The sequence below is a fragment of the Pseudomonadota bacterium genome (assembly GCA_027620075.1).
GTDB lineage: Bacteria > Pseudomonadota > Alphaproteobacteria > Rickettsiales > UBA6187 > 1-14-0-20-39-49.
In genome coordinates this window covers 159,871-183,179 of the sequence record JAQCEY010000003.1, presented here as the reverse complement: position 1 = coordinate 183,179, position 23,309 = coordinate 159,871, and the positions used below count along the sequence as shown (strand labels likewise).

General features: G+C 39.3%; 20 protein-coding genes. 4 read left to right on the top strand and 16 right to left on the bottom strand.

Going from position 1 to position 23,309, the window contains the following annotated elements; genetic code table 11:
- Nucleotides 1-63: 63 nt before the first annotated feature.
- The 4 genes from O2942_06395 (at nucleotide 64) to groL (ending at nucleotide 4,452) form a co-directional block, all read left to right on the top strand.
- Nucleotides 64-1,317, top strand: a complete 1,254-nt coding sequence (locus O2942_06395) for a peptidylprolyl isomerase (GenBank protein MDA0781879.1) — start codon at nucleotides 64-66, stop codon at nucleotides 1,315-1,317.
- A complete protein-coding gene (rsmA, locus tag O2942_06390; protein MDA0781878.1) occupies nucleotides 1,286-2,155 on the top strand; it encodes a 16S rRNA (adenine(1518)-N(6)/adenine(1519)-N(6))-dimethyltransferase RsmA in 870 nt (289 codons plus the stop codon). The genes O2942_06395 and rsmA overlap by 32 nt, the downstream gene beginning before the upstream one ends.
- Nucleotides 2,156-2,475: 320 nt before the next feature.
- Nucleotides 2,476-2,769: a co-chaperone GroES gene (groES, locus tag O2942_06385; GenBank protein ID MDA0781877.1), complete on the top strand. Its 294-nt coding sequence runs from the start codon at nucleotides 2,476-2,478 to the stop codon at nucleotides 2,767-2,769.
- Nucleotides 2,770-2,802: 33 nt separating this feature from the next.
- Complete coding sequence (groL, locus tag O2942_06380; protein ID MDA0781876.1) at nucleotides 2,803-4,452, top strand: chaperonin GroEL; 1,650 nt, start codon at nucleotides 2,803-2,805, stop codon at nucleotides 4,450-4,452.
- A 155-nt stretch (nucleotides 4,453-4,607) separates the two neighbouring features.
- Here groL and O2942_06375 read toward each other — a convergent pair whose 3' ends face one another.
- The 16 genes from O2942_06375 to aroA all read right to left on the bottom strand — a co-directional run bounded on the left by O2942_06375 (nucleotide 4,608) and on the right by aroA (nucleotide 23,296).
- A complete protein-coding gene (locus tag O2942_06375; GenBank protein ID MDA0781875.1) occupies nucleotides 4,608-5,135 on the bottom strand; it encodes a hypothetical protein in 528 nt (175 codons plus the stop codon).
- A 206-nt stretch (nucleotides 5,136-5,341) separates the two neighbouring features.
- Nucleotides 5,342-6,437 (bottom strand): peptide chain release factor 2 gene (gene prfB / locus O2942_06370; GenBank protein MDA0781874.1). Its coding sequence is split into 2 segments (ribosomal slippage): nucleotides 5,342-6,367 and nucleotides 6,369-6,437, totalling 1,095 coding nucleotides; the frame shifts between segments, so codons are not numbered across the junction.
- Between the two features lie 18 nt (nucleotides 6,438-6,455).
- On the bottom strand, nucleotides 6,456-8,906 hold the full coding sequence (locus O2942_06365; protein ID MDA0781873.1) for a penicillin-binding protein 1A: 2,451 nt from the start codon (nucleotides 8,904-8,906) through the stop codon (nucleotides 6,456-6,458).
- A gap of 202 nt (nucleotides 8,907-9,108) precedes the next feature.
- Complete coding sequence (locus O2942_06360) at nucleotides 9,109-10,266, bottom strand: N-acetylmuramoyl-L-alanine amidase (protein ID MDA0781872.1); 1,158 nt, start codon at nucleotides 10,264-10,266, stop codon at nucleotides 9,109-9,111.
- Between the two features lie 118 nt (nucleotides 10,267-10,384).
- On the bottom strand, nucleotides 10,385-11,383 hold the full coding sequence (locus O2942_06355) for a fatty acid desaturase (GenBank protein MDA0781871.1): 999 nt from the start codon (nucleotides 11,381-11,383) through the stop codon (nucleotides 10,385-10,387).
- A 66-nt stretch (nucleotides 11,384-11,449) separates the two neighbouring features.
- Nucleotides 11,450-12,229: a tryptophan synthase subunit alpha gene (gene trpA, locus O2942_06350; GenBank protein MDA0781870.1), complete on the bottom strand. Its 780-nt coding sequence runs from the start codon at nucleotides 12,227-12,229 to the stop codon at nucleotides 11,450-11,452.
- A gap of 147 nt (nucleotides 12,230-12,376) precedes the next feature.
- A complete protein-coding gene (gene trpB, locus O2942_06345; protein MDA0781869.1) occupies nucleotides 12,377-13,582 on the bottom strand; it encodes a tryptophan synthase subunit beta in 1,206 nt (401 codons plus the stop codon).
- Nucleotides 13,583-13,592: 10 nt separating this feature from the next.
- Complete coding sequence (locus tag O2942_06340; protein ID MDA0781868.1) at nucleotides 13,593-14,243, bottom strand: phosphoribosylanthranilate isomerase; 651 nt, start codon at nucleotides 14,241-14,243, stop codon at nucleotides 13,593-13,595.
- On the bottom strand, nucleotides 14,240-14,539 hold the full coding sequence (locus tag O2942_06335; GenBank protein MDA0781867.1) for a LapA family protein: 300 nt from the start codon (nucleotides 14,537-14,539) through the stop codon (nucleotides 14,240-14,242). The genes O2942_06340 and O2942_06335 overlap by 4 nt, the downstream gene beginning before the upstream one ends.
- A 60-nt stretch (nucleotides 14,540-14,599) precedes the next feature.
- Nucleotides 14,600-16,384, bottom strand: coding sequence for an AsmA family protein (locus O2942_06330; protein MDA0781866.1), 1,785 nt, complete (start codon nucleotides 16,382-16,384; stop codon nucleotides 14,600-14,602).
- A 53-nt stretch (nucleotides 16,385-16,437) separates the two neighbouring features.
- Nucleotides 16,438-16,722 carry an integration host factor subunit beta gene (locus tag O2942_06325; protein MDA0781865.1) on the bottom strand — a complete coding sequence of 95 codons (285 nt, stop codon included), beginning with the start codon at nucleotides 16,720-16,722 and terminating at the stop codon, nucleotides 16,438-16,440.
- Nucleotides 16,723-16,831: 109 nt separating this feature from the next.
- Complete coding sequence (gene sppA, locus O2942_06320) at nucleotides 16,832-17,746, bottom strand: signal peptide peptidase SppA (GenBank protein ID MDA0781864.1); 915 nt, start codon at nucleotides 17,744-17,746, stop codon at nucleotides 16,832-16,834.
- 90 nt (nucleotides 17,747-17,836) lie between these two features.
- On the bottom strand, nucleotides 17,837-19,567 hold the full coding sequence (locus O2942_06315) for a 30S ribosomal protein S1 (protein MDA0781863.1): 1,731 nt from the start codon (nucleotides 19,565-19,567) through the stop codon (nucleotides 17,837-17,839).
- Between the two features lie 140 nt (nucleotides 19,568-19,707).
- A complete protein-coding gene (gene cmk, locus O2942_06310; protein MDA0781862.1) occupies nucleotides 19,708-20,352 on the bottom strand; it encodes a (d)CMP kinase in 645 nt (214 codons plus the stop codon).
- An 18-nt stretch (nucleotides 20,353-20,370) separates the two neighbouring features.
- Nucleotides 20,371-21,795 (bottom strand): fused MFS/spermidine synthase, encoded by a 1,425-nt coding sequence (locus O2942_06305; protein MDA0781861.1) that lies wholly within the window; start codon nucleotides 21,793-21,795, stop codon nucleotides 20,371-20,373.
- Nucleotides 21,796-21,979: 184 nt separating this feature from the next.
- On the bottom strand, nucleotides 21,980-23,296 hold the full coding sequence (gene aroA / locus O2942_06300) for a 3-phosphoshikimate 1-carboxyvinyltransferase (protein ID MDA0781860.1): 1,317 nt from the start codon (nucleotides 23,294-23,296) through the stop codon (nucleotides 21,980-21,982).
- Nucleotides 23,297-23,309 lie beyond the last annotated feature (13 nt).

Below are 23,309 nucleotides of genomic sequence, written 5' to 3'. Positions count from 1 at the left end.
TTTTTCGTTATTATTCATACGAATTTTCGTACTAATAGGGTTAGTAAAAGCAGCAATAAAATTATGAAATATATATTATCTATTTTATTTACAATATCAATTTTGTTAGGCAATAGTGCGATTGCCAAGAACTTTGAAATAGTCGCTATTGTCGGCGATACCGCAATATCTACCGTTGATCTGAGTGAGAGGCTTGAACTTTCTATAGTATCATCAGGGTTACCGAACAATAATGAGACAAAGCAAAAACTGAAGCCTCAGATAATAAAGACACTTATTGACGAGGCTTTATATATGCAGGAAGCTAGGCAATATCGAATTGAGGTAACCGAATCGGACATGGATAGTGCGATAGCTAACCTTGAAACCCAGAACAATCTTAAACCGGGGGAGTTCGAGAACTTCCTGAAAAAGAACAACATTCCGATTGACGCTATGAAAAAGCAAATAAGTTCACAAATTATCTGGACCAAACTACTGTCACAGCAGGTACGGCCTCAGATAGTGATAACGGACGTAGAAATAGAAGAAAAAATGGAGCATATTTCAAACTTATCGGGAATATCGGAGTTAGACCTGTCTGAGATAGTAATACCTGTCGATTCCCCTTCTGATGAAAAACGGGTAAGGTTACTTGCTGAAAAACTGCATGAAGAAATAAAGAACGGTGCTAAATTTGAATCTATAGCAAAAGAATTTTCTCATAGCTCAACCGCTTCGTCCGGCGGTTCATTAGGCTGGATAAGGGAGGAACATGCAACTAAAGAAATAATTTCAAAGGTTCGCAACCTTCAGGTGGGGGAGATATCACGCCCGTTTTTTGTTAACGGACAGTATTACATAATGAAACTGAACGAACGCAGAGCATTGGTGGACGACCCTACAACGGTAAAAAACTTTAAATTAAAGCATGCTTTTATTGAGATAAAACCGGAAACTTCAAAAAACGACATCTCAAAGATTCAGGAGAAAATAATTAAGAACGCAAAGAAGTATAAATCATGTGCTGACTTTGCCGTATTTGCAAAAAATGTCGGCTCAAATATAGCAACCGATACCATAGCTATTAACATTGACGATATGAACCATGAAGTTAAGCCTGCGATAATCAATACTCCGGTAGGAAGCCTTAGCCCTCCCGTACCTGCTCCCGAAGGTGTACATATATTCGGTGTATGTGATAAAGAAAAACCGGAGTCTTCCCTTGTGCTTAAGGATAAGCTAAGGGAAATTATATTCCGCCGCAAGCTTGACCTGCAAGCACAGCGTTATTTACAGAAACTTCGTGAAAAAGCATTTATTGAGATTAGGGTATAACGACTTGCAAGACCTGCCTCCTATAAAAGATATATTGAGTAAATACAATATAAACGCTGATAAAAAATTAGGTCAGAACTTTTTATTTGACGGCAATCTGACCGACAAAATAGCTCGCAGTTCGGGTTCATTGGAAGGAAAGAGCGTTATTGAGGTAGGTCCGGGTCCGGGGCTGCTTACCCGTTCCATTTTAGCTGCCGGAGCGGATAGAGTTATAGCCGTTGAAAAAGATGAACGCTGCATCACCGCCCTAAATGACTATCTTGTACCGGAATCGGGGGAACGCCTTTCTATAGTAAATGCCGATGCCCTAAAAACCGATATCTATATAAAAAATGACGGTAAAGTAAAGATAATTGCCAACCTGCCTTATAATATATCCACTGAATTACTATTTATGTGGCTTGAAAATATTGATAAATTTGAAAGCCTTACTTTAATGTTCCAAAAAGAGGTTGCCATGCGTATCATGGCAAAACCAAAAACTAAGGATTACGGCAGGCTTTCAATAAAAGCACAATTACTTTGTGATATAGAGTATGAGTTTGACATACCGCCTTGTGCTTTTTATCCTCCTCCTAAAGTTACATCTACGGTTATTACACTGACCCCCAGAAAAGAGCCGGTCGCAAAGGTTAATATGCAAACATTAGAAAATCTGTGCAAAGCAACGTTCGGTCAGAGAAGGAAAACTTTACGAGTCAGTTTAAAGCAACTTACTAAAAACCCTATAGAGATTTTAAAATCCGCATCTATAGACGAGAACAAACGCCCTGAAGAACTATCGGTAAAACAGTTCTGTGATTTGGCTAATTCATTGGATAGTTTAAATAACTAGCTCAACCATTATAGAACCCTCTGCAAAAGTTAAAAAACTACTCTCCCCTTGAGGGAGAGTTAAAAACACAAAGTGTTTTTGTGAGGGGTGGAAACTCGCAAGTGTTTTTATACCTGCATGTGTCGCCCCCTGTAAAAGTTCACCAATTCGTTGACAAAAAATAAAGAATAGGGAAGTTATTCGGATAAGCTATAAAACATATTTTGAAAAATTTATCATTTTTTTTGCTTCCGCCCTTGAAAAAAAATAATACGTCACCAAATGAGTGGTAAGGGCTAAAGTCCCTTGTAAAAATTTTATATATAAATGGAGTTAATAACATGTCTATCAGACCTTTGCACGACCGCGTTTTAGTGAAACGCATCGAAGAAGAAGAAAAAACGGCAGGAGGAATTATCATTCCTGATTCAGCTAAAGAAAAACCGACTCGTGGAGAGATTGTTGCAGTTGGCAGTGGAGCTCGTGACGAGTCAGGTAAAGTTGTGCCTCTTGACGTTAAAAAAGGTGACGTAGTACTTTTCCAAAAATGGGGCGGAACTGAAATTAAAATCAACGGTGAAGAATTGTTGATAATGAAAGAATCCGACATCATGGCTGTTGAAGAAGCAGCATAATTAAAAATAACCATAAAATAAGGAAACATACAAATGGCTAAACAAGTAATTTTCGCCGAGGCTGCTCGTAACGGGCTTCTAGCCGGTATTAACGCAGCTGCCGACGCAGTTAAAGTAACATTAGGACCAAAAGGTCGTAACGTAATTTTAGGACAATCTTTCGGTGGGCCTAAAATCACTAAGGACGGTGTATCCGTTGCTAAACAGATACAGTTTAAGGACACTATCAAAAATATGGGTGCGGAGCTTATTAAGCAAGTTGCAAGCAAAACTAACGACATCGCAGGTGACGGTACTACTACCGCTACCGTTCTTGCACAAGCAATTGCAAGAGAAGGAATCAAGTCAGTAGCCGCAGGTTTAAACCCTATGGATTTAAAGCGTGGTATTGATCAGGCTGTTTGTGCGGTTGTGGCTGAAATTGAGAAAAAAGCTAAAAAAGTTTCAGGCAAAGCCGAGATAGCTCAGGTAGCTACAATTTCTGCTAACGGTGACAAGGAAATCGGTGAGAAACTTGCCGAAGCAATGGAAAAAGTCGGTGCTGAAGGTGTTATCACCGTTGAAGAAGGCAAAGGACTGGAATTTGAAGTTGAAACTGTTGAAGGTATGCAATTTGACCGTGGTTACTTATCACCATACTTTGTTACTAACGCTGAAAAAATGACTGTTGAACTTGATAACCCGTTCATTCTTCTTTTCGAGAAAAAACTAAACGGCTTACAGGCTATGCTACCTCTACTTGAGGCTGTTGTTCAATCAGGTCGTCCGCTTCTTATTATTGCCGAAGATGTTGAAGGCGAAGCTCTAGCTACTTTAGTTGTTAACAAACTTCGTGGCGGTTTAAAAATCGCTGCTGTTAAAGCTCCGGGATTCGGTGACCGTCGTAAAGCTATGCTTGAAGATATCGCTATCCTTACCGAAGGTCAGGTTATATCTGAAGACTTAGGTCAGAAATTAGAGAACGTTACTCTTGACCAGTTAGGAAGTGCTAAAAAAGTTGTTATCTCTAAAGATGATACAACTATAATTGATGGTGAAGGTTCACAAAAAGATATTGAAACTCGTTGCAAAACAATAAAAGCTCAAATAGAAGATACTTCTTCTGACTATGACAAAGAGAAGCTTCAGGAGCGTCTTGCTAAACTTTCAGGTGGTGTTGCCGTACTTAAAGTAGGCGGTGCTACTGAAATGGAAGTTAAAGAAAGAAAAGACCGTGTTGACGATGCACTTAATGCAACCCGTGCTGCGGTTGAAGAAGGTGTAGTAGCAGGTGGTGGAGCTACTTTACTATATGCTACAAGAGTCCTTGACAACTTAAAAGCTGTTAACGAAGACCAACAGGCAGGTATCAATATCGTAAAACGTGCACTACAAGCTCCTGTCCGTCAGATTGCCGCTAACGCAGGTATAGATGGTGCTGTTGTTGCCGGTAAACTTCTTGAAGGCAAAGACGAGAAGATTATATTCGACGCTCAAAACCTTGAGTATGTTGACGCTTTCAAAGCCGGTATTATCGACCCTGCAAAAGTTGTACGTTCTGCACTTCAGGACGCTGCTTCAATTTCAGGACTATTGATAACTACTGAAACTATCGTAGCTGAAGAAGACAAAGATGATGACGCTGCTGCTCCTGCAATGGGTGGCATGGGCGGAATGGGTGGCATGGGCGGAATGGGATTCTAATTCGCACTAACACTTTTAAAAAATGCCAAAAGGCCTCCTAAGAAATGGGAGGCCTTTTTTCATCCGAAACACTTATAGTCCTTTTAATTAACTTCCACCTATTAATACCCGTAATACTATGACTTGACCATAGTATCCGATGGATAATAACTCTCTTATCTAAACCTATCAAAACTTCCCTTTTCAATATTCGACCTTGCAGAAGGAGTAGCAGAGGGAGTACGTATTTCGCTCGGAGAACCGGCATCTTCAATACCTACAGATGTATTGGTATGAGGTTTTATTTTTGCATTCATCATATCTTTTGTCTCAGCGTCTATACCCTGAACTTTTAACGGACTTTTTAGTTGCTGTTTATAATTATGGTCATTACGGTCACGTTCTTCAAGGTGCAATTCTGGTTCACGCTCCTGTTCTTTTGTATGTTCAAGGTCAGCACCTTCTTGTTTGCTTAACTCTTTTCTTTCGAATTTCTGTTTTTTTAACGAATCCTTATTTAATCCTTCATCTACCGTTGCATGAGCAAGCATTGCCTCACGCTTACGTTTTTGTTCTTTTTCTTCACGTATCTCTTCTTTTTTAGTAAGCTCTTTTGAATGACCGTCATCTTTTACAAGATCGTAAAAAACATTATCTATTGCTTCTACTAATTTACGGTCTTCATCATTTTGTTTATCCGGCAAGTTTTCCTCCGATATTTTTACAAATATTATAGCACAAACAACGCTCTGCATCAAATATATAGTATTTTAACTTTTCAAGAGTTAGGATTGTCATCCCCGACTTGTTCGGGGATCTCTACAAATTAAACTGAGATCCCCCTATAATTTTCTACGAAAATTCGGGGGATGACAGCATTGTTGAAAAGTTAATTTACTATAGTGTTATACTATAGCTGCTCAGTCAGGCTAGCATTGATGAACTCGTCCAAATCGCCATCTAAAACTGCCGTCGTATTACTTGTTTCATAACCTGTACGTAGGTCTTTTATCATCTGGTAAGGGTGAAGGACATATGAGCGTATCTGATGCCCCCAACCTATCTCGGTCTTGCTTTCATTAACTGCGTCCTGTGCCTGTTGTTTTTTCTGCAGCTCCAATTCATAAAGGCGTGAACGCAGCATACTATATGCCTCCGCCCTATTTCTGTGTTGTGAACGGCTATTTTGGCACTGCACAACGATGTTGGTGGGGATATGGGTTATACGGATAGCGCTGTCTGTTTTGTTAACGTGCTGCCCTCCTGCACCTGACGCACGGAAAGTATCAACCCGTAAATCCTTTTCATCAATCTCTATTTCAATATTATCGTCAACCACGGGATATACCCACACACTAGCAAAAGAAGTGTGTCGTCTGGCATTACTGTCAAAAGGTGATATCCGTACAAGACGATGTACGCCGCTTTCGGTTCTTGACCAGCCATAGCTGTTATGACCGCATATTTTGAAGGTAGCTGATTTTATACCGGCTTCTTCTCCGACATTTTCGTCAATTATTTCAGTTTCAAAATCATGCCTTTCAGCCCATCTAAGATACATTCTAAGCAGCATTTCAGCCCAGTCCTGAGACTCTGTTCCGCCTGCTCCTGCATGTATTTCCATGAAGCAGTCATTGGAATCGGCTTCACCTGAAAACAGACATTCTACAACTTTGCTTTTTAATTTTTTGGCTAGTTTTTTCAATTCTTTTTCAGACTCGTTTACGGTATCTTCGTCTTTTTCTTCTTCACCAAGACTTATAAGCTCAACACAATCTTCCAGAACCTGCTTTGATTCATTATAGCCGTTCAATGAGTTTTCAAGGAAAGTCCTTTCTTTTAAAAGGCTGCTTGCTTTTTCATTATCATTCCAAAGGTCGGGTGCTTCGCAAAGGGTGTTCAACTCCTCAAGACGTTTTACGGATGTATCCCAGTCAAAGAGACCTCCTTATTAACTCCAGATCACTTTTTATATCGTCAATTAAATCATGTATTTCAGGCTTCATATCTAACCGTTATCAATATTAATAAATTCCACCATTGCCGAAATCTTCATTAAAACCGTTACCGTTTAATTTTTGTTCAAATGCGTTTGAAGTTGCGGAGTCAGGCTCGGTTCCTGCCCTGAAAGCTTCAAAAATAATCTGATCTTTCGGGGTATCGGGTGAAGGCAGCAAACCTGTTTTTGCATCTATCTTTACAAGCTTTACGCCGGAGGGTCTTCTAAACGGTAGATCAGGCTCATTTTGTAATGCCTGCCTTGCAAATTCTTTCCATATAGGCAAGGCAACCGATGCTCCCGTTTCATTCCTTCCAAGACTTCTCGGCGTATCAAATCCAACATACACACCTATTGCCAGATTAGCACTAAAACCCATAAACCACCCGTCAAAACTATCGTTAGTCGTTCCTGTTTTTCCAGCAAGTATTTTTTCTAACGATACCAGATTACGCCCAGTACCTCTTTGCACCACGCCCTCTAATATTGATACCATCTGATATGCGGCTATAGGATCGGCAACCTGTTGTCTATACTCCTCCACATCAGGAGGGCTAAGGGAGTCTGCCTCTTCTTCGCTTAAACTAATAAAACAATCCTCGCATGTTCTATTATCCCTTTTGAAGATAGTTTTTCCGTTACTATTTTGTATCCTTTCAATAAGTGAAGGGTTTATTACTTTTCCGCCATTTACCAACATTGCATATGCGTTGGTTAGCCTCATCAGTGTAGTTTCAGCCGACCCCAGTGCTACCGATAAATCTCTGTTAGGGTCATCATATATGTTGAATCTTTTAGCGACATTAACTACCTTGTCTATACCCATCAACTGGGAAAGCCTGACCGTCATTGCGTTCCTTGATTTTTCTACACCTACTCTCAATGTTGTAGGGCCGTAATATTGTCCTGAATAATTTTGCGGTCTCCACCCCGGCAGATTGTCACCCCTTTCAAGCTGAACCTCTTCATCTACGATAATCGAGGTAGGCACGAACCCGTTTTCTAAAGCGGCAAGATAAACAAACGGTTTGAATGCCGAACCCGGCTGCCTTTTAGCCTGTATCGCCCGATTGAACTGACTGCCTCCGTAACCGTAGCCGCCTACCATGGCAAGCACCTTACCGGTATATGGATCCATAGCTACTATAGCACCGTTGACTTCGGGGATTTGTTCCAAAAAATATTCGGTTTCATCACTTTGCTTTTCAACTGTTTTCCGAACAACCACCACATCACCGACGGCAACTGCGTCGCTTGGTTTTTCAATGTCACCACCGACTGAATTATCATTGATATATTTTTTTGCCCACTTCAGGTTCTTTAAAGGTATTATACCTTTTGTTTCCTCGTCAATAGCAATTTTAGCCTTTTCCTTATCAAGCCCCAGAACTACGGCAAGCTCCCAATCATCGAGCTTTTCAGGTTTCGCTATCTGTTTTAATTCTTCTGCATAATTTTCAAGTATTTTTATCTTTGCTACAGGACCTTTATAACCGTGACGCTTGTCGTATGCCAATAGACCTTTTCGCAAAGCGTCCTGAGCGTAACTTTGCATTTGCGGTTGTAACGTAGTTCTGACTGCAAGACCTTTTTCATAAACGCCTTCTTCACCGTAAAGTTCTGTAAGTTCCTGACGCACCGCCTCTGAAAAAGAATCGGCATTCCTAACCATTTCGGTTTCATCACGTAAGACTACATTAATAGGCTCGGTTATAGCGTCAACCGCCTCTAGCTCGGTTATAAAACCTTCCGCCAACATGCGTTCGATAACCCAGTCACGCCTTGTTTTCGCTTTATCGTAAAATCTGCTAGGGTCTAGATCGCTAGGTGCTTTAGGTAATGCCGCCAGCATTGCCGCCTCTTCAATGGTCAACTCGTCAATGGATTTATTGAAATAATTAAGTGCAGCGGCAGCTACCCCATAGGAACGGTTGCCTAAATATATTTCATTAAGGTATAATTCCATTATCTTATCTTTAGAAAATTCTTTAGTTATCCTGAACGCAAGTATTGCCTCCTTGATTTTTCTGTCCAGAGATTTTTCATTCGTTAGCAAAAAGTTCTTTACCACCTGCTGCGTTATTGTAGACCCGCCCACAAGTGATTTATTTGTCCCCACATTCGATGCGTTTTTTACGGCAGCTCTTAAGATGCTTAAAAAATCAATGCCCGGATGTGAATAGAAGTTCTGGTCTTCAGCAGCAATAAAAGCGTTTATCAGCCTTTTAGGTATAGCGTTTACAGGAACGAACAGACGTTTTTCTTTGGCGTATTCTTCCATCATGCGTCCATCGGCAGCATATAACCTTGTTACGGTAGGAGGTTCATATTGTGCAAGCTTTTTATAATCCGGCAGATCCCGACCGTATTTATATAATATATACGAAACACCGATAGCGGCAATTACCGCACCTATCAAACACAGAGTAAAAACCGCCGTTAGAAAATTTACGATTTTTGTAAAGATATTTTTCAAAATCGAACACCTTTTTCCAGAAAAATTAAACCGTTTATAGTACGGTTTTTTTTAAATTTATCAATTAAAATATATTTTTTGTCATAGAAAACATCATTACTCGGCTTTATGTACGAATCCGTTTATAAAAGAACCTGAAACGGTGGTGTTCTGGTTGGCAAAATCTGTATTTATAAACGTTCCTCTAAAACACTATATCCCCCTACTCCAATTCATACTTCTTAAAATGCTCATCTATTGATTTTACAAAACCTGCCGACAGTTTTTTTCTATAATCATCTGATTGCAATAGGCGCTCCTCTTTTCTGTTTGAAAGATATCCAAGCTCAATTAACACCGAAGGTATATCAGCACCCTTTAACACCCTAAATCCTGCAAATCGATGAGGATTAGTCAGCAGTTTCACCTCATGCTGCAATTTATCTACTATAGTTTCGGCAAAGCTAGAAGAAACGTTTTTGGTTTCCCTTTGCGTCATATCTATCAGAAGTTCGGTTATATCACGAGATTCATGCACCAGATCGATGCCTGTTATTATATCTTCTTTATTTTCCTTTCTTGCTAAAGCTTCTGCCTCTTTATCCGATGCGTTCTCAGACAAAGTATAGACCGAAAACCCGCTCACACTTCTGCTATCATGAGCGTTAGCATGGATTGATATGAACATATCGCCTTTTACTTTCCTTGCTTTTTCAACCCTGTCGGTCAATTGAATATATTTATCGGATGTACGGGTCATATAAACATTATATCTACCTGTTGCCTCTAATTGTTTTTTAAGCTCTTTTGAGTATGCCAAAGTGATATCTTTTTCGTATGTTTTCCTATAACCTATAGTACCGGGGTCATGACCGCCATGCCCTGCATCTATTACTATTAACGGCTTACGAGGTTTTTTCACAGGGAGCTTCGGAGAGTTAAAACTTTTACCATCTTTGGATACCGGTATGGGTTTTAATTTAGCTTCATCATCAGGATTAGATGGCTTAAGGTCTAGCACCAAACGGTATCCGTATCCCTCTTTAGGTTCAAGGACGAAATTCTCTACGATATTCACAGGATTATTCAAATCCAGCACTATACGCAACGGTGATGTCTTAGGAGAATAACGAACTCCTTTTATACGCTTGGTGTGGCTGTGTGGGCTCAAATTATCGTCCCATACGGTATTATTGATATCGATTACTGCGCGTGGGGGATTTTCGAGGGTAAAAGCCTTATATTCAGGCTTTTTATCCATATCAAGTACGAATCTGCTATATAGGTCATGGTCATAAGCTCTAAAACCCTGAACTTTATTTTGGGCGTAAGATACAAACGGTATCAACAGACAGACTACGAAAATTACAAAGCGTTTCATTATTTAAAGACTTCCTGTCATTAAAACGAATTTTACAATAACAGAGAATATATCTTATTGAATAATATTTTTCAGCTATTTTTATTCAAGCAATTATCTCTTTATAGGCATACTGAATTTAAGCCGCCTTTAAATCCTTGAAACCTACCATTTTATTATTTGCCTCGTCCCATAGTGATAGCCAGAAGCTTTTTCTGCTTTCCCATATACTGATTTTTATAGGGTTTTGTAGCTCGGGAACCGAGTAATAGCATTTTTCCAGACGGTAATTAGGAATTTTTGCCGATAAATGATGTATGTGATGATAGCTGATATAACCCGTTATCCAGTGTAACCATTTTGGAAGGTCGTAAAAAGAAGAGCCGTTCAGTGCCGCATCGCAATAATTCCATGTCTTATCGCCTTCCCAGTACGTGTTTTCATATTGATGCTGTATGTAAAATATCCACGTCCCTGCGACCGCAGCAACGAAAGCTATAGGTAGATATATCTTAAAAAAAGTACCTGCTCCCAGCCAATAGCAGAAGGCAGCACCTACGACTAACATATAAACATTCGTGAACATCACACTAACCCATGATGACAAACGCTTTGCCTTATAAAAGGGCAAACGCTGCTTAACAAGAAAATGTAGCGTAGCTCCTGCCGTAAACAGAAAGAAAGGATTTCTTAATATCCTGTATTGCAGTTTTTGCAAAGAACCGGCATTTTGATATTCTTCAACAGTCCATGTAGTAACGTCACCGACACCCCTATGGTTCAAATTCCCCGATGTGGCATGATGCCTGTTATGTTCTTTAGCCCATTGTGCGTAAGGGGTCATTGTAAACACGCTAAGAAGAGGACCGAGCATATCATTATATTTTTTCTTCTTAAAGAATGAGCCGTGACCGCAATCATGCTGGATAATGAATATCTTTACCACGAACAGACCGGCAAATAATGAAAGTAATAACGTAATCGGGTAATAATAATCCACCGTCAGGTACATTAGATAGCATATGGCGGCAAAAAATCCTAGAGTTGAAAATAACTGTAACAAACTTTCATGTATTGTGGGATTCTTATATGGAGCTACAAGCTTATCCCAATATGCCATAGATTGTTTATTTTCCACATCTTCTCCTTATTTATATCATTTCATTACATAATAATAAAAGATTAGAACTTAGTAAATAATATTTTATCTATTTCCAATTGCAAGCTCACTGACAAAATTCAATACTTCTTCTGCCGAACTATCCTTTATCTTGTTAACTATTGAGGAGCCGACAACAACAGCGTCGGCATATTTCCCCACTGATTTTACATCACTTGCGGTTTTTATACCGAATCCTACGGCTATAGGCAAATCACAATTTTGTTTTATTCTTTCCACCGCCTGCCCTATAGACTCGTAACTAGCCGATTTAACACCCGTAACTCCGGCAACGGCAACATAATATAAAAATCCACTTGCTTTCTTTGCTATCAGTTTCATACGCTCATTATCGGTAGTAGGGGTAGCCAGTTTTATATTTGCGATATTATATTTCTTTGTAATCTCGAATAATTCATCATCTTCTTCGACCGGAAGATCAACTATCAAAACGGCATCGACTCCTGCCTTGTTCGCATCTACACAAAATTTTTCTACACCGTAATTCCGCACAGGATTATAATAACCCATTAGCACTATCGGAGTGCTATCGTTATTTTTCCTGAACCGTTCCACCATTTTCAAAATACCTGAAACTTTAGCTCCCGCTTTTAACGCCCTTATTCCTGCCGCCTGAATAACAGGACCGTCTGCCATAGGGTCGGAAAAAGGCATACCCAGTTCAATTATATCTGCTCCTGCTTCCGGCAGTCCGTTCAGAATTTTTTGCGATTCTTCAAGGCTTTTATCATATGCCATAATATATGTTATAAGCCCTGCCCTACCCTGCTGTTTTAACTCGTTGAATTTATTTTCTAATCTCATATATTTTCCTAAAAATATAGATTTTTTCATTTTGTCATACTGAATTTAATTTGCACCTCGTGTAAAGAGTTTCCTAACTTTTTAGAATATGGATTCCACTATAATTTGTTTACTAAACAAATTCGTGGAATGACAAATATACGCAAATTAAATCTTAACTCCTAAAGCTTCCGCAATAGTAAACACGTCCTTATCACCTCGCCCGCATAAATTCATAATGATAATATGCTCTTTGGGCAATTTGGGGGCTATTTTTATAACATGTGCCAGTGCGTGTGCAGGCTCTAAAGCAGGCAATATCCCTTCTGTTTTAGCACAAAGCTGAAAAGCTTCCAAAGCTTCGATATCCGTTGCAGACTCATACTTGACCCGTTTTATATCATTTAAATAAGCATGTTCCGGGCCTATCCCCGGATAGTCAAGACCTGCCGATATGGAATGAGCGTTTTTAATCTGACCGTCATCATCTTGCAAATAATATGTTGCGTTTCCGTGCAGAACCCCAAAACGCCCGTTACTAATTGATGCTGCGTTGTCTTGGGTATCCAGTCCCCTGCCCGATGCCTCAACGGCAACCAGTTCGACCATTTCATCATTTATAAAATCGGTAAACAAGCCAAGTGCGTTTGAACCGCCGCCTATACATGCAACCAGAGTATCGGGCAACCTCCCCTCCGCCTCTAGCAACTGCTCTTTAGCCTCCCTGCCTATTACAGACTGAAAATCCCTGACCATCATCGGGAATGGGTGCGGGCCTGCCGCTGTGCCTATAAGGTAATATGTATCATCAACATTCGATACCCAATCTCGCAAAGCCTCATTCATTGCGTCTTTTAGAGTGCCCGTGCCTGCGTCCACCGGCACTACCTCTGCTCCCAGAAGTTTCATACGGAAAAGATTCGGCTTTTGCCTTTCCATATCTTTTGCACCCATATAAACGACGCATTTCATATCGAACAAAGCACATACGGTAGCCGTTGCCACACCATGCTGCCCCGCTCCCGTTTCAGCAATTATTCGTTTCTTACCCATTTTTCGGGCAAGCAATATCTGCCCCATACAATGGTTTATTTTATGCGCACCCGTATGGTTAAGCTCATCTCTTTTAAAATAAACCTTAGCTCCGCCCAGATGCTCGGTCAGGCTTTTTGCAAAATATAACGGACTTGGTCTGCCCACATAATGCTTCAGGTAATATTCAAGCTCCTTATTGAACTCCTTGTCATCTTTATATTTTTTATATGATTGTTCCACTTCCAGAATCAGCGGCATTAATGTTTCCGAAACATATCTACCGCCATATATACCGAAATGTCCTTTTTCGTCAGGCTGTGAATATTTATTTTTATTCATATCAAATACTTTAAAATTTATTTTGTGCCGCCTTTGCGTTCTTGATGAACTCTTTTATCAACCCGATATCTTTTACACCCGGTTCACTTTCAATACTTGAAGAGACATCAACTATCTTTGCACCGCTTATCTTAATGGCATTTTTCACATTCTGCACGTTCAGTCCGCCTGATAAAATCCACGGAACATTAAACTCCCGCCCTTTTAACAATGTCCAGTCAAAAGAAAGACCGTTACCTCCCGGAAGTGGCGAATTAGGTACTTTAGCATCAAACAATACCATATCGACCACGTCGGTATAATCCATGGATTTTACTACATCATCGCTGCAACGAACAGCGAATGCTTTTATAACACCTATCTTATACCTTTTTTTAATATCCTTTATCCTGCTACGGCTTTCGCTACCGTGACATTGCACATAATCAGGTTTAAAATCTTTTATAATGCTCTCAAGTTCCATATCCGTGGGGTCAACAACAACCGCAACTTTTTTTACGCCCTGTTTTAAACCCTTGGTTATCCTGAATGCCTGTTTAGGTGTTATGTTCCTTGGAGACTTATGAAAGAAAACAAGACCGATATACTCTGCACCATAACTTTCTGCCGCCCTGACCTCATCTTTGGTCTTCAGACCGCATATCTTTACTTTAACCGTCATAACGATGTTTTAATTTTCTTTTCCGCCTTCAATGCTTCTATTTCATTCTCTAGGGCTTGTATCTTACGTTTATTCATCAAGTTCATTTTTTCATAACCGACTTTGGTGAAAGAGGAGCCTATACCGTAGACTATAACCCCCATAGTAAAACTACCTATTATTACTATGTATAACGGAGCTTCAACGACATATGATAGAGGGTACATAGAAACCGTGACATCTTCACGGTTAGCAAGTGCGAATATGGTGGTAACACCCGTAATCAGTACGAAAAAAACCACTTTAATTATCCACATAACATATTCACCTTTTTATGGAAACTTTCAATAAATATATATTTATCGAACACTCCTTTTTTATTGAAAAATATCCTTCAATGATTTTATGCCGTCTTCACTACCTAGATTGCTCTTCATATCCTTAAAATCCCTTTTTAACTGATTTACAAGGTTTTTTCCACCTTCGGGGTTATTTATCAGATCCTGCACTATGGATTTTACTTCCAGTCTGATTGTCGGCTTCAACAAATGACCGCTTATCAGTATAGGAATACTAAGCTTTTGTTCTTCATTACTTTCAAAGTCCTGCGAATATTTAGGTGTTAATTTATACGCAATATTTTGTTTTGGCAAATCTATTTCGCCACGTCCGGCAAAATTTATAATATCCGACTTCAATACAAGATTCTCATTTACCGCCAAACCGTTCTTAATATCAAAGTCTGCGGATATCTGTTCGAATCTTGTTGTATGTTTTGCGACACCTAAATTAAAGGCATCAGGCTTGCTCTTTAAAATTGATATTAGATCCACACCTTGGATTACGCCGTCTTTTACATTCAATGACATTTTACCGCTTAATTTTTCTATCAATGCCTTTTGGGTATTACCTACCGAATATAAGCTACCTTCAATATCGGTTTTCCCTTCAAATATTTCTTTTTGCCCTGCCGTTTTCAGGACTTGCTGCATGTTTAAGGACTTTATGTCAAATTTAGTTTTCAGCACGGGCAGACCGCTTGCACCGTCAACCAAAACCTCTGAATTCATTATCCCGCCATATAGGGAAACATCTTTAAAATTCAATGTCAGCCTTCCGCTTTTCAGATATGCATTTAAGGCAATATTACCAATCTCAAAATTATCATATTTGATACCGCCGGACTTAAAATTAAAGTTAAAGTCAGCCTGATTCAAAAAGGCAACATCAAACTCTTTAGTATCCCATGTAAACTCTTCGGTACTTTCTTCTTTTTCCTCAACAGATGTTTGCTCGGTAACTTTTCGGTTTTTAGCAGATACCATAGTATAATTATTAAGATTAATACTATTTGTATATAATGATAGCTTTAAAGACGGTTTACCGTTTATCTTCTCATGCTCAATTTCGCTATTTGCCTTAATATCATCTAATTTTATATCGATATTATTAAGTTTATAAGTTGCACCGCTTATTGTGTATTTAGCCGACAGATCAAAAATACCTTTTGATTTATCTTCAAATATATTTAGTTTGCCTGACAAATTGAAATCATTCTCGCCCGGCTTGATAGATGTTTTTATATTCAGGTTCGATATATTTATATTTTGTTCACTTTGCTCATCAACGTATGAAAAGTCGGCATCTTTTATCTCAAACCGGTTTAATAAGAAACGCTCGGTAATATCAAAAGGCTTCTCTTCGCCATAAACAACTTCGGTTACCTCATTGGAGTCAACTGCCTCTTTCTCCGCTCCTTTATCTACTTCTTTTTCTGCTTTTTTCTGCTCCCAGTTAGCCTCACCTTCTTTATTCACCTTCAGGCTAACGCTCGGCTTAATAAGTTGCAGGCTTTCAATTTCCAGTTTTTTATCAAATAACGGTGCTAATTTTATTTGTATCACCATCTTTTCTGAGGCAAACAAATTACGACTTTCATCAAGCGAGGAAGCAACCGAAACATTTTCGACCATCAACGATATATCGGGAACTGCTATCGCAGTTATTTCACCGTCAATTTTAACCTTAAATCCGGTTTTTTCATGAATAAGCTTTGTTATGTCCTGCTTATATTTATTTACATCAAGCCAGAGCGGCACTGAAAGTAAAGCCGCAACTATCATGAACAAGAATAATGTAAATAATATAAGTAATTTTTTCATGAATAATTCTTAGAATATCAGGTTATAAGCTTTATTATATAACTAATAATATACTAATCGTTTTTATTCAAGCGTGCATTTAACTCTTTACCGGCCCTAAAATATAAAGCGGCTCTCTCTCCCAAATCAACAAGTTCGTTAGTCCTTGGGTTTCTTGCTTTTCTTGCCTGTCTTTTTCTTATAGTAAATGCACCGAACCCTCTTAGTTCAACCCTCTTTTCTTCAACCAGTGCATCTGATATTTCATCAAATATAGTATCTACAACAATCTGAATGTCCTTTAAGAACATATTAGGAAAACGTTGAGAAATTTTTCTAATTAATTCTGATTTAGTCACTTTCGCATCTCCACAATTTATTAATTATTTGTTAATTCTATTACCTTCGGCATATTAATATACGACATATAATAATTGTAAAAGTAATTATTGATTTTTTTATATAAAGCTATGGCTTCCACATCGCCACAAAACCACTTGACGGAAATAGCTGCGATAAATACGGATTATCAAAACCTAAAGAACCGTTAAGCAGCATATCAAACATCGAGTCTTTATCCTTTATTGAAACATTCTTTACCTTCAATCCCTCTTCTATATTTTTTTCCTCTTCCAGCCATTTTATCGCATCGCTTTCTTTACCGATTGCATCGATCAGCTTGTTTTTTACAGCCTGCCTTCCGGTATATATACGACCGTCAGCAAGCTTTAATACCTCTTCTTTACTAAGAGACCTTCTTTGCACCACAAGATCGGTAAAATAATCATAACCGTCATCAATGCCGTCTTGGACGACTTTTTTAGCCTTAGGAGTCATTTTTTCGGTAAAGCTCGGAGTTCCTTTCAAATCCGAAGATTTAACGGTAATAAAATTAATTCCCATTTTATCGGCAAGCTCCGTAACCTCTGCCGCTTGTATCATAACACCGATAGATCCGGTCATAGTGCCTTCACTTGCAAATATTTTATCGGCAGCTATCGCCGTCATATATCCGGCAGAAGCAGCAACCGTTCCCATAACCGCCACCACAGGTTTTTTCTCGGCTATCTCCCTAAGCGAGTTATATAAATGCTCACCGCCGACCATAGTTCCCCCGGGACTGTTTATATGTACTATGACTGCCTGAACCCTTTCATCGTCTTTTAAAAATTCCAGCTTTTTATCACGTCCGTGACTTTGACTTATAATACCTTTTATATCAACACTAGCGATATATTCTTTCTTTAAATTATTAAGATCGAACACTCTCACCATAAGTCCTATAGCCCATAATACGGCAAATATTATGGTTAAATTACGCCATTTTTTTATTTCGCCTTTCATTCTAATCCGGTCAAGGAGTGTATCGGCTGATAAGGACATAATAAACAAAACCCAACTTAAAAATAAAAACCTAAGCAACTGTAAACTACACCTATAAAGGCGTAGTTTACAAGTTACAATTATTTAATACTACTTGTCTTCCGATTTTGAGGAATTGCTGTTTTCCAAAGCAGCTCCCAAAATATCACCGAGACTTGCACCGCTATCGGCAGAGCCATAAGCTGCAATAGCATCTTTTTGCTCTTCAACTTCCAAAGCTTTTATAGAAACTGAAACCGAGCCGGAATTTTTATCTACCGACACAACTTTTGCATCGACTTTATCACCGACTGCGAATCTATCGCTTCTTTGTTCGATACGATCACGAGCAAGATCGCTTCTTTTTATGAACGTTTTTAAGGCATCATTTATAGTAACCTCTATACCTTCATCTTTAACATCGGACACAACGCAGGTTACACGTGAACCTTTGCCGATGTCATTAACGGCTGAAGCTCTAGGGTCGTCGCTAAGTTGTTTTATGCCTAGGCTGATACGCTCTTTTTCCGGCTCAACACCAAGAACCTTAACCTTAACAACCTGACCTACCTTATATTGCTTTAATGATTCTTCGGCATTATCATTCCAAGTGATATCCGATAAATGGATAAGACCGTCAACATCGCCTTCCAATCCGATGAACAGACCGAAATCAACCGTGTTCTTAATCTCACCTTCAATGATTTTTCCGACCGGATATTTTTCACTGAACGCCGTCCAAGGGTTATCCTCACATTGTTTAATGCCGAGGCTAATACGATGTTTTTCTTCATCAATATCAAGTATCATGATCTGAACTTCCTGACCTACCGACAGACGCTTGCCCGGATGTGCATTGCTTTTTGTCCAGCTAATCTCGGAAACGTGTACAAGACCTTCAATACCCTCTTCTATCTCAACGAAAGCACCGTAATCGGTAATGTTAGTAACAACACCTTTGAATTGCTTCCCTTTAGGAAATCTGGTAGCAACTCCTGCCCAAGGGTTTCCTTCAAGCTGTTTCATACCTAATGAAATTCTTTTCGTATCCTGATTGAACTTAATAACTTTTACTTTGATTTTCTGTCCTAAAGAAAGAACTTCCGAAGGGTGGCTTATTCTGCTCCATGAAATATCGGTAACGTGCAATAGTCCGTCAACACTTCCCAAATCAACGAAAGCACCGTAATCGGTGATATTTTTAACAACACCTTCAAGCTGTACGCCTTCCTCAATCTGAGAAAGCATTTCCGAACGCTCTTCTTCACGTGACTCTTCTAAGATGGCACGGCGTGAAACTACTATGTTCCCTTGCTTAGTATCCATTTTCAATATCTGGAAAGGCTGCTTTATGTTCATCAACGGAGTTATGTCTTTTACCGGACGTATATCGACCTGACTTCCCGGTAAGAATGCGATAACACCTTTTATATCAACCGTGAACCCGCCTTTAACACGTCCGAATATAGTCCCTTCGATAATATCACCGTCTTTACATGTACTCTCTAATGTTTCCCATGCTTTTTGTCTTACGGCTTTTTCACGGCTAACTATAGAACCTCCGCTGCTTACACTTTCGATTCTTTCAAGGTAAACCTCTACCTGATCGCCGACTTTAACATCGGCTTGCCCTTCTTCTATTTCAAATTCACGAATAGAAACGCGCCCTTCTGTTTTCAGACCTATATCAATTATAGCAATATCATTTTCAATAGCAACAACAGTACCCTGTACAACAGTACCTTCTACTTTTTCTTCTTTTACGGATTGTTCAAAAAGATCGGCAAAACTCTCGCTTGTTGTAAATTCTTCACTTTTCTTTACAGTATTATTTTTTGTCATGATTAATTAATTTAAATAAAAAAGTTAAAAAAATGCCTTGAATGAATACCGATATTCACCAAAGCGGTTAGTGTGTAAGATTAAAACATTAAAGGCATTGCCAAATTCCATTTAGAAATAAACAATTTAAAATCGATATTTTAGTTGTTTATCTTAGCGAAATCACGTCTTGCACCGGCAACTACAGCGACAATTTCTTCAAAAACTTCAGACACTTCCATGTCCGTAGTATCTACCTGCACGGCATCTTCGGCAATAGCCAAAGGTGCTACGGCTCTTCCACTGTCACGTTCGTCACGTCGCCTAAGGTCATCTAACACGGACTGATATATAACCGAAACTCCGTTGTTTTGCAACTGTTTAAATCGCCGCATCGCTCTTACCTCTATATCGGCGGTAATAAAAAACTTCAAATCGGCATCAGGACAGATAACCGTACCTATATCCCTGCCGTCCAGAACCGCCCCTTTAGGGCTTTTTGAAAAGTCCCTTTGAAACCTGAACAAAGCGTCCCTCACTTCCGGAATTACCGCAACAACCGAGGCTGCACGTCCGATTCCTTCATCATATAAATGCGGATTATTAAGTTCTTCCGACGTTATGTTCTTAGCCATTTCAACAGCAAGCTTCTTATCTTCCGGACAGCCCCCGGCTTCCAGTATCTTATAGCCCAAGGCACGGTATATACTTCCGGTATCCAGATAATTTAAACCAAAATGTTCTGCCAGTTTTTTGGCTAACGTCCCCTTTCCGGACGCGGCCGGTCCATCTATTGCTATAATCATAAAACTTCAATTATTTATTCATCTATCCAAGTAATAGGTATTAATATTATCGGTATAGTTACCTTTTGTGTAATTCCTGTTATGATAAGAATATACAACATTCGTGTTAACGTTCTCATCCGAATCCGACCCCGTCCAACCGTCATATAAACGCAAAACCTGACGATTAGCAGGGGAAAACACCTGCCTGAAAGTTCTGTCCAGCTTAACGCTGAACTTATCGTTAAAATTCGGACTGGTTATAACATTGAACAAAACTATACCGTCTTCATTCAGATGTTCTTTGACCTGCTCAAAGAACTCTTTAGTTATCAACTGGAAAGGAGTTGAAATTACGTTAGTAAACGCATCAAGGAATATAAGATCATATTTTTCATCTGTTTGGTTAAAGAACCCTCTTGCAGGCATCGCAACAAATTTATGGTTATCTTTAAGTTCGGATTTAAATAAATATTTTTCAGAAACTTCTTTTAATGTAGCATCGATATCGACGAATGTATAATTATTAAAAGAGTCATCTTGACCGAATGTAAACCCGCCGGCACCTATTACAAGTATAGATTTAGGCTTATCGGATACCCCGTCTTGATTTGCTATAGGATTAACGAATCTTTCTTCAACATATCTTATATATCCGAATCTAAGCTCCGGATCTGCGGAATATTTTGCGGCAGGGCTTCTGTTGACTATCAGAACTTTAGTACCGTCCTCTTCACCGTTTTCTATCCTAACTATATTGTAATTATTATCCTCAACCACATCAAGACCTTCCATTATATGGCTACCGTTCAGACCAAAGGCGATAAACGTGATAACAACCATAAGAACGTTATTCATACTAAACAGTTTTTTACTTAGTATCACAACTACAATAAGTAACAATACTATGTTGACGATAATTACGTTATGCACTCCTATAGCACCCATTAGCACAAGCGTTGACAAAATAGCACCTAAGAACGACCCTATTGTTGAAAACATTAATATAGTTCCCGTTGCTTTTGATAAGTGGCTACCCCTGAAATAGTTACTGACCAAAGGAGCGGTCTGACCAAGCAGGTAAACCGGATAGACAATAAACAGTAATGAGAAAATAGTTGCCTGTGCAACCCTGTGCGAGATATTATAATTATCAAAGATACCGAAATATATCTCAAGCAGTATGTATGAAAGACCGAATACAAGTATTACCGAAGCACTAATAACGTTTTTTATTAACTTGTTTCTGATGGTGATTAATTTTTTCCGTCCGTATTTCGCACGGTAGTTCCCGCCTACATAATATCCGAAGGATAACGGCATCAATACGGCGGCTATAACGATTGCCATAGTTTCCGTACCGCTTCCGACAAAAGGTATAAGCTGACGTATAGCGACCAATTCGGTAGACAGAACTACATACCCTTCCAACAAAATAACTATGTATATATACGCTGCTCTCATTAAAACCTTGCTCTTTAATTTAAAATAGCATTATGTTTAAAACCGAGGAAAATCCTTATGTTCTTTTTTATAAACACAAACCACGATAAAATCATGAATAAAAAATGCGGATAAAGTAATACGTATAGAGCATTTCTCACAAAAAAACATTATAAATCTGTTTAAAAAGCTATTTTTAAACAGTTCACACGGTTATTTTTCCGCCTACAGAATTAACAAGTCGGGAAAACTTAGGAAAGCTTGTGTTTATCATAGTGCCGTCATCTACGGCAATAGGTTCTTTTGCGACCATTCCAAGTATAAGGAATGACATAGCGATACGGTGATCAAGGTGTGTTTCAACCATTCCTCCGCCTTTAACATCGCCTCCCGTTACCTTTAACCAATCATTTCCGGCTTCAAATTTGACTCCGCAAGCTTGTAGACCGTCCGACACCGCTTGCAATCTATCACTTTCCTTAACACGCAGTTCTTCCAAACCTTCCATTAAAGTATCACCATCGGCAACCGCAGCGGCTACTGCCAGTATCGGGTATTCGTCAATCATGGAAGCCGCACGTGATGCAGGGACTTTCACACCTTTTAACCTACTATATTTCACCTGAAGGTCTGCAACCTTTTCACCAGCTTGAATCCTTTTATTCAGGAATTTTATATCACCACCCATTTCAATTAGCGTATCATACAGCCCCGTCCTAAGGGGATTAATACAAACATTCTCTATCATTATTTCAGAATCGGGCACTATCAGTGCGGCCACTACCGCAAATGCGGCGGACGAAGGATCGCCCGGCACATCAAAATCCATAGCCTTTAATTCAGGGTATCCCGTCAAAGTTATCTCTCGTCCACCATTGCCGTTATCATTAGTAGATATATCCGCTCCCAGCCCTTTTAGCATCAACTCGGTATGGTCACGAGTAGGTACAGGTTCAATAACGGTTGTCTTACCCCTGCAATTTAAACCGGCAAGTAATATAGCGGACTTAACCTGTGCGGAAGCTACGGGAAGCTTATATGTTATCGGCAAGATTTCATCATTTCCGATAACCGTAAGGGGAAGCCTTCCACCTGCTTTACATTCAAACCTGATATTCATTTTTTCTAGCGGTTGCATAACTCTGGACATGGGTCTTTTCTTTAAACTTGCATCTCCGGTAAATACCGTATTGAACTTATACGGAGCAACAAGTCCCATTAACAGCCTTACGCCTGTTCCGGAGTTACCTAAATCAAGTTCATTATCAGCCTTGGTTAATCCGCCGACACCCACACCTTTTACAACCCATTCGCCATTTGGTTCTTTTTTGATATCTACACCCATAGCCTGCAATGCTTTTGATGTTGCTATAACATCTTCACCTTCCAAAAGTCCGCAGATACGTGAAGTGCCGATAGCCTGTGATGCAAATATTAAACTTCTGTGAGAGATTGACTTATCACCGGGTACTTTAATAACCCCGCTCAAAGAACCGCATTTAGTTGATTGTAATTTTGTCATTATTATTTAGTGT

What these genes read in the sequence shown, in the direction of transcription:
- O2942_06395 (MDA0781879.1), top strand. Translation starts at nt 64, where the DNA reads ATGAAATATATATTATCTATTTTATTTACAATATCAATTTTGTTAGGC.
- groES (MDA0781877.1), top strand. Translation starts at nt 2,476, where the DNA reads ATGTCTATCAGACCTTTGCACGACCGCGTTTTAGTGAAACGCATCGAA.
- groL (MDA0781876.1), top strand. Translation starts at nt 2,803, where the DNA reads ATGGCTAAACAAGTAATTTTCGCCGAGGCTGCTCGTAACGGGCTTCTA.
- O2942_06360 (MDA0781872.1), bottom strand. Translation starts at nt 10,266, where the DNA reads ATGAAACGCTTTGTAATTTTCGTAGTCTGTCTGTTGATACCGTTTGTA.
- trpA (MDA0781870.1), bottom strand. Translation starts at nt 12,229, where the DNA reads ATGAGATTAGAAAATAAATTCAACGAGTTAAAACAGCAGGGTAGGGCA.
- trpB (MDA0781869.1), bottom strand. Translation starts at nt 13,582, where the DNA reads ATGAATAAAAATAAATATTCACAGCCTGACGAAAAAGGACATTTCGGT.
- O2942_06340 (MDA0781868.1), bottom strand. Translation starts at nt 14,243, where the DNA reads ATGACGGTTAAAGTAAAGATATGCGGTCTGAAGACCAAAGATGAGGTC.
- O2942_06335 (MDA0781867.1), bottom strand. Translation starts at nt 14,539, where the DNA reads ATGTGGATAATTAAAGTGGTTTTTTTCGTACTGATTACGGGTGTTACC.
- O2942_06330 (MDA0781866.1), bottom strand. Translation starts at nt 16,384, where the DNA reads ATGAAAAAATTACTTATATTATTTACATTATTCTTGTTCATGATAGTT.
- sppA (MDA0781864.1), bottom strand. Translation starts at nt 17,746, where the DNA reads ATGTCCTTATCAGCCGATACACTCCTTGACCGGATTAGAATGAAAGGC.
- O2942_06315 (MDA0781863.1), bottom strand. Translation starts at nt 19,567, where the DNA reads ATGACAAAAAATAATACTGTAAAGAAAAGTGAAGAATTTACAACAAGC.
- cmk (MDA0781862.1), bottom strand. Translation starts at nt 20,352, where the DNA reads ATGATTATAGCAATAGATGGACCGGCCGCGTCCGGAAAGGGGACGTTA.
- O2942_06305 (MDA0781861.1), bottom strand. Translation starts at nt 21,795, where the DNA reads ATGAGAGCAGCGTATATATACATAGTTATTTTGTTGGAAGGGTATGTA.
- aroA (MDA0781860.1), bottom strand. Translation starts at nt 23,296, where the DNA reads ATGACAAAATTACAATCAACTAAATGCGGTTCTTTGAGCGGGGTTATT.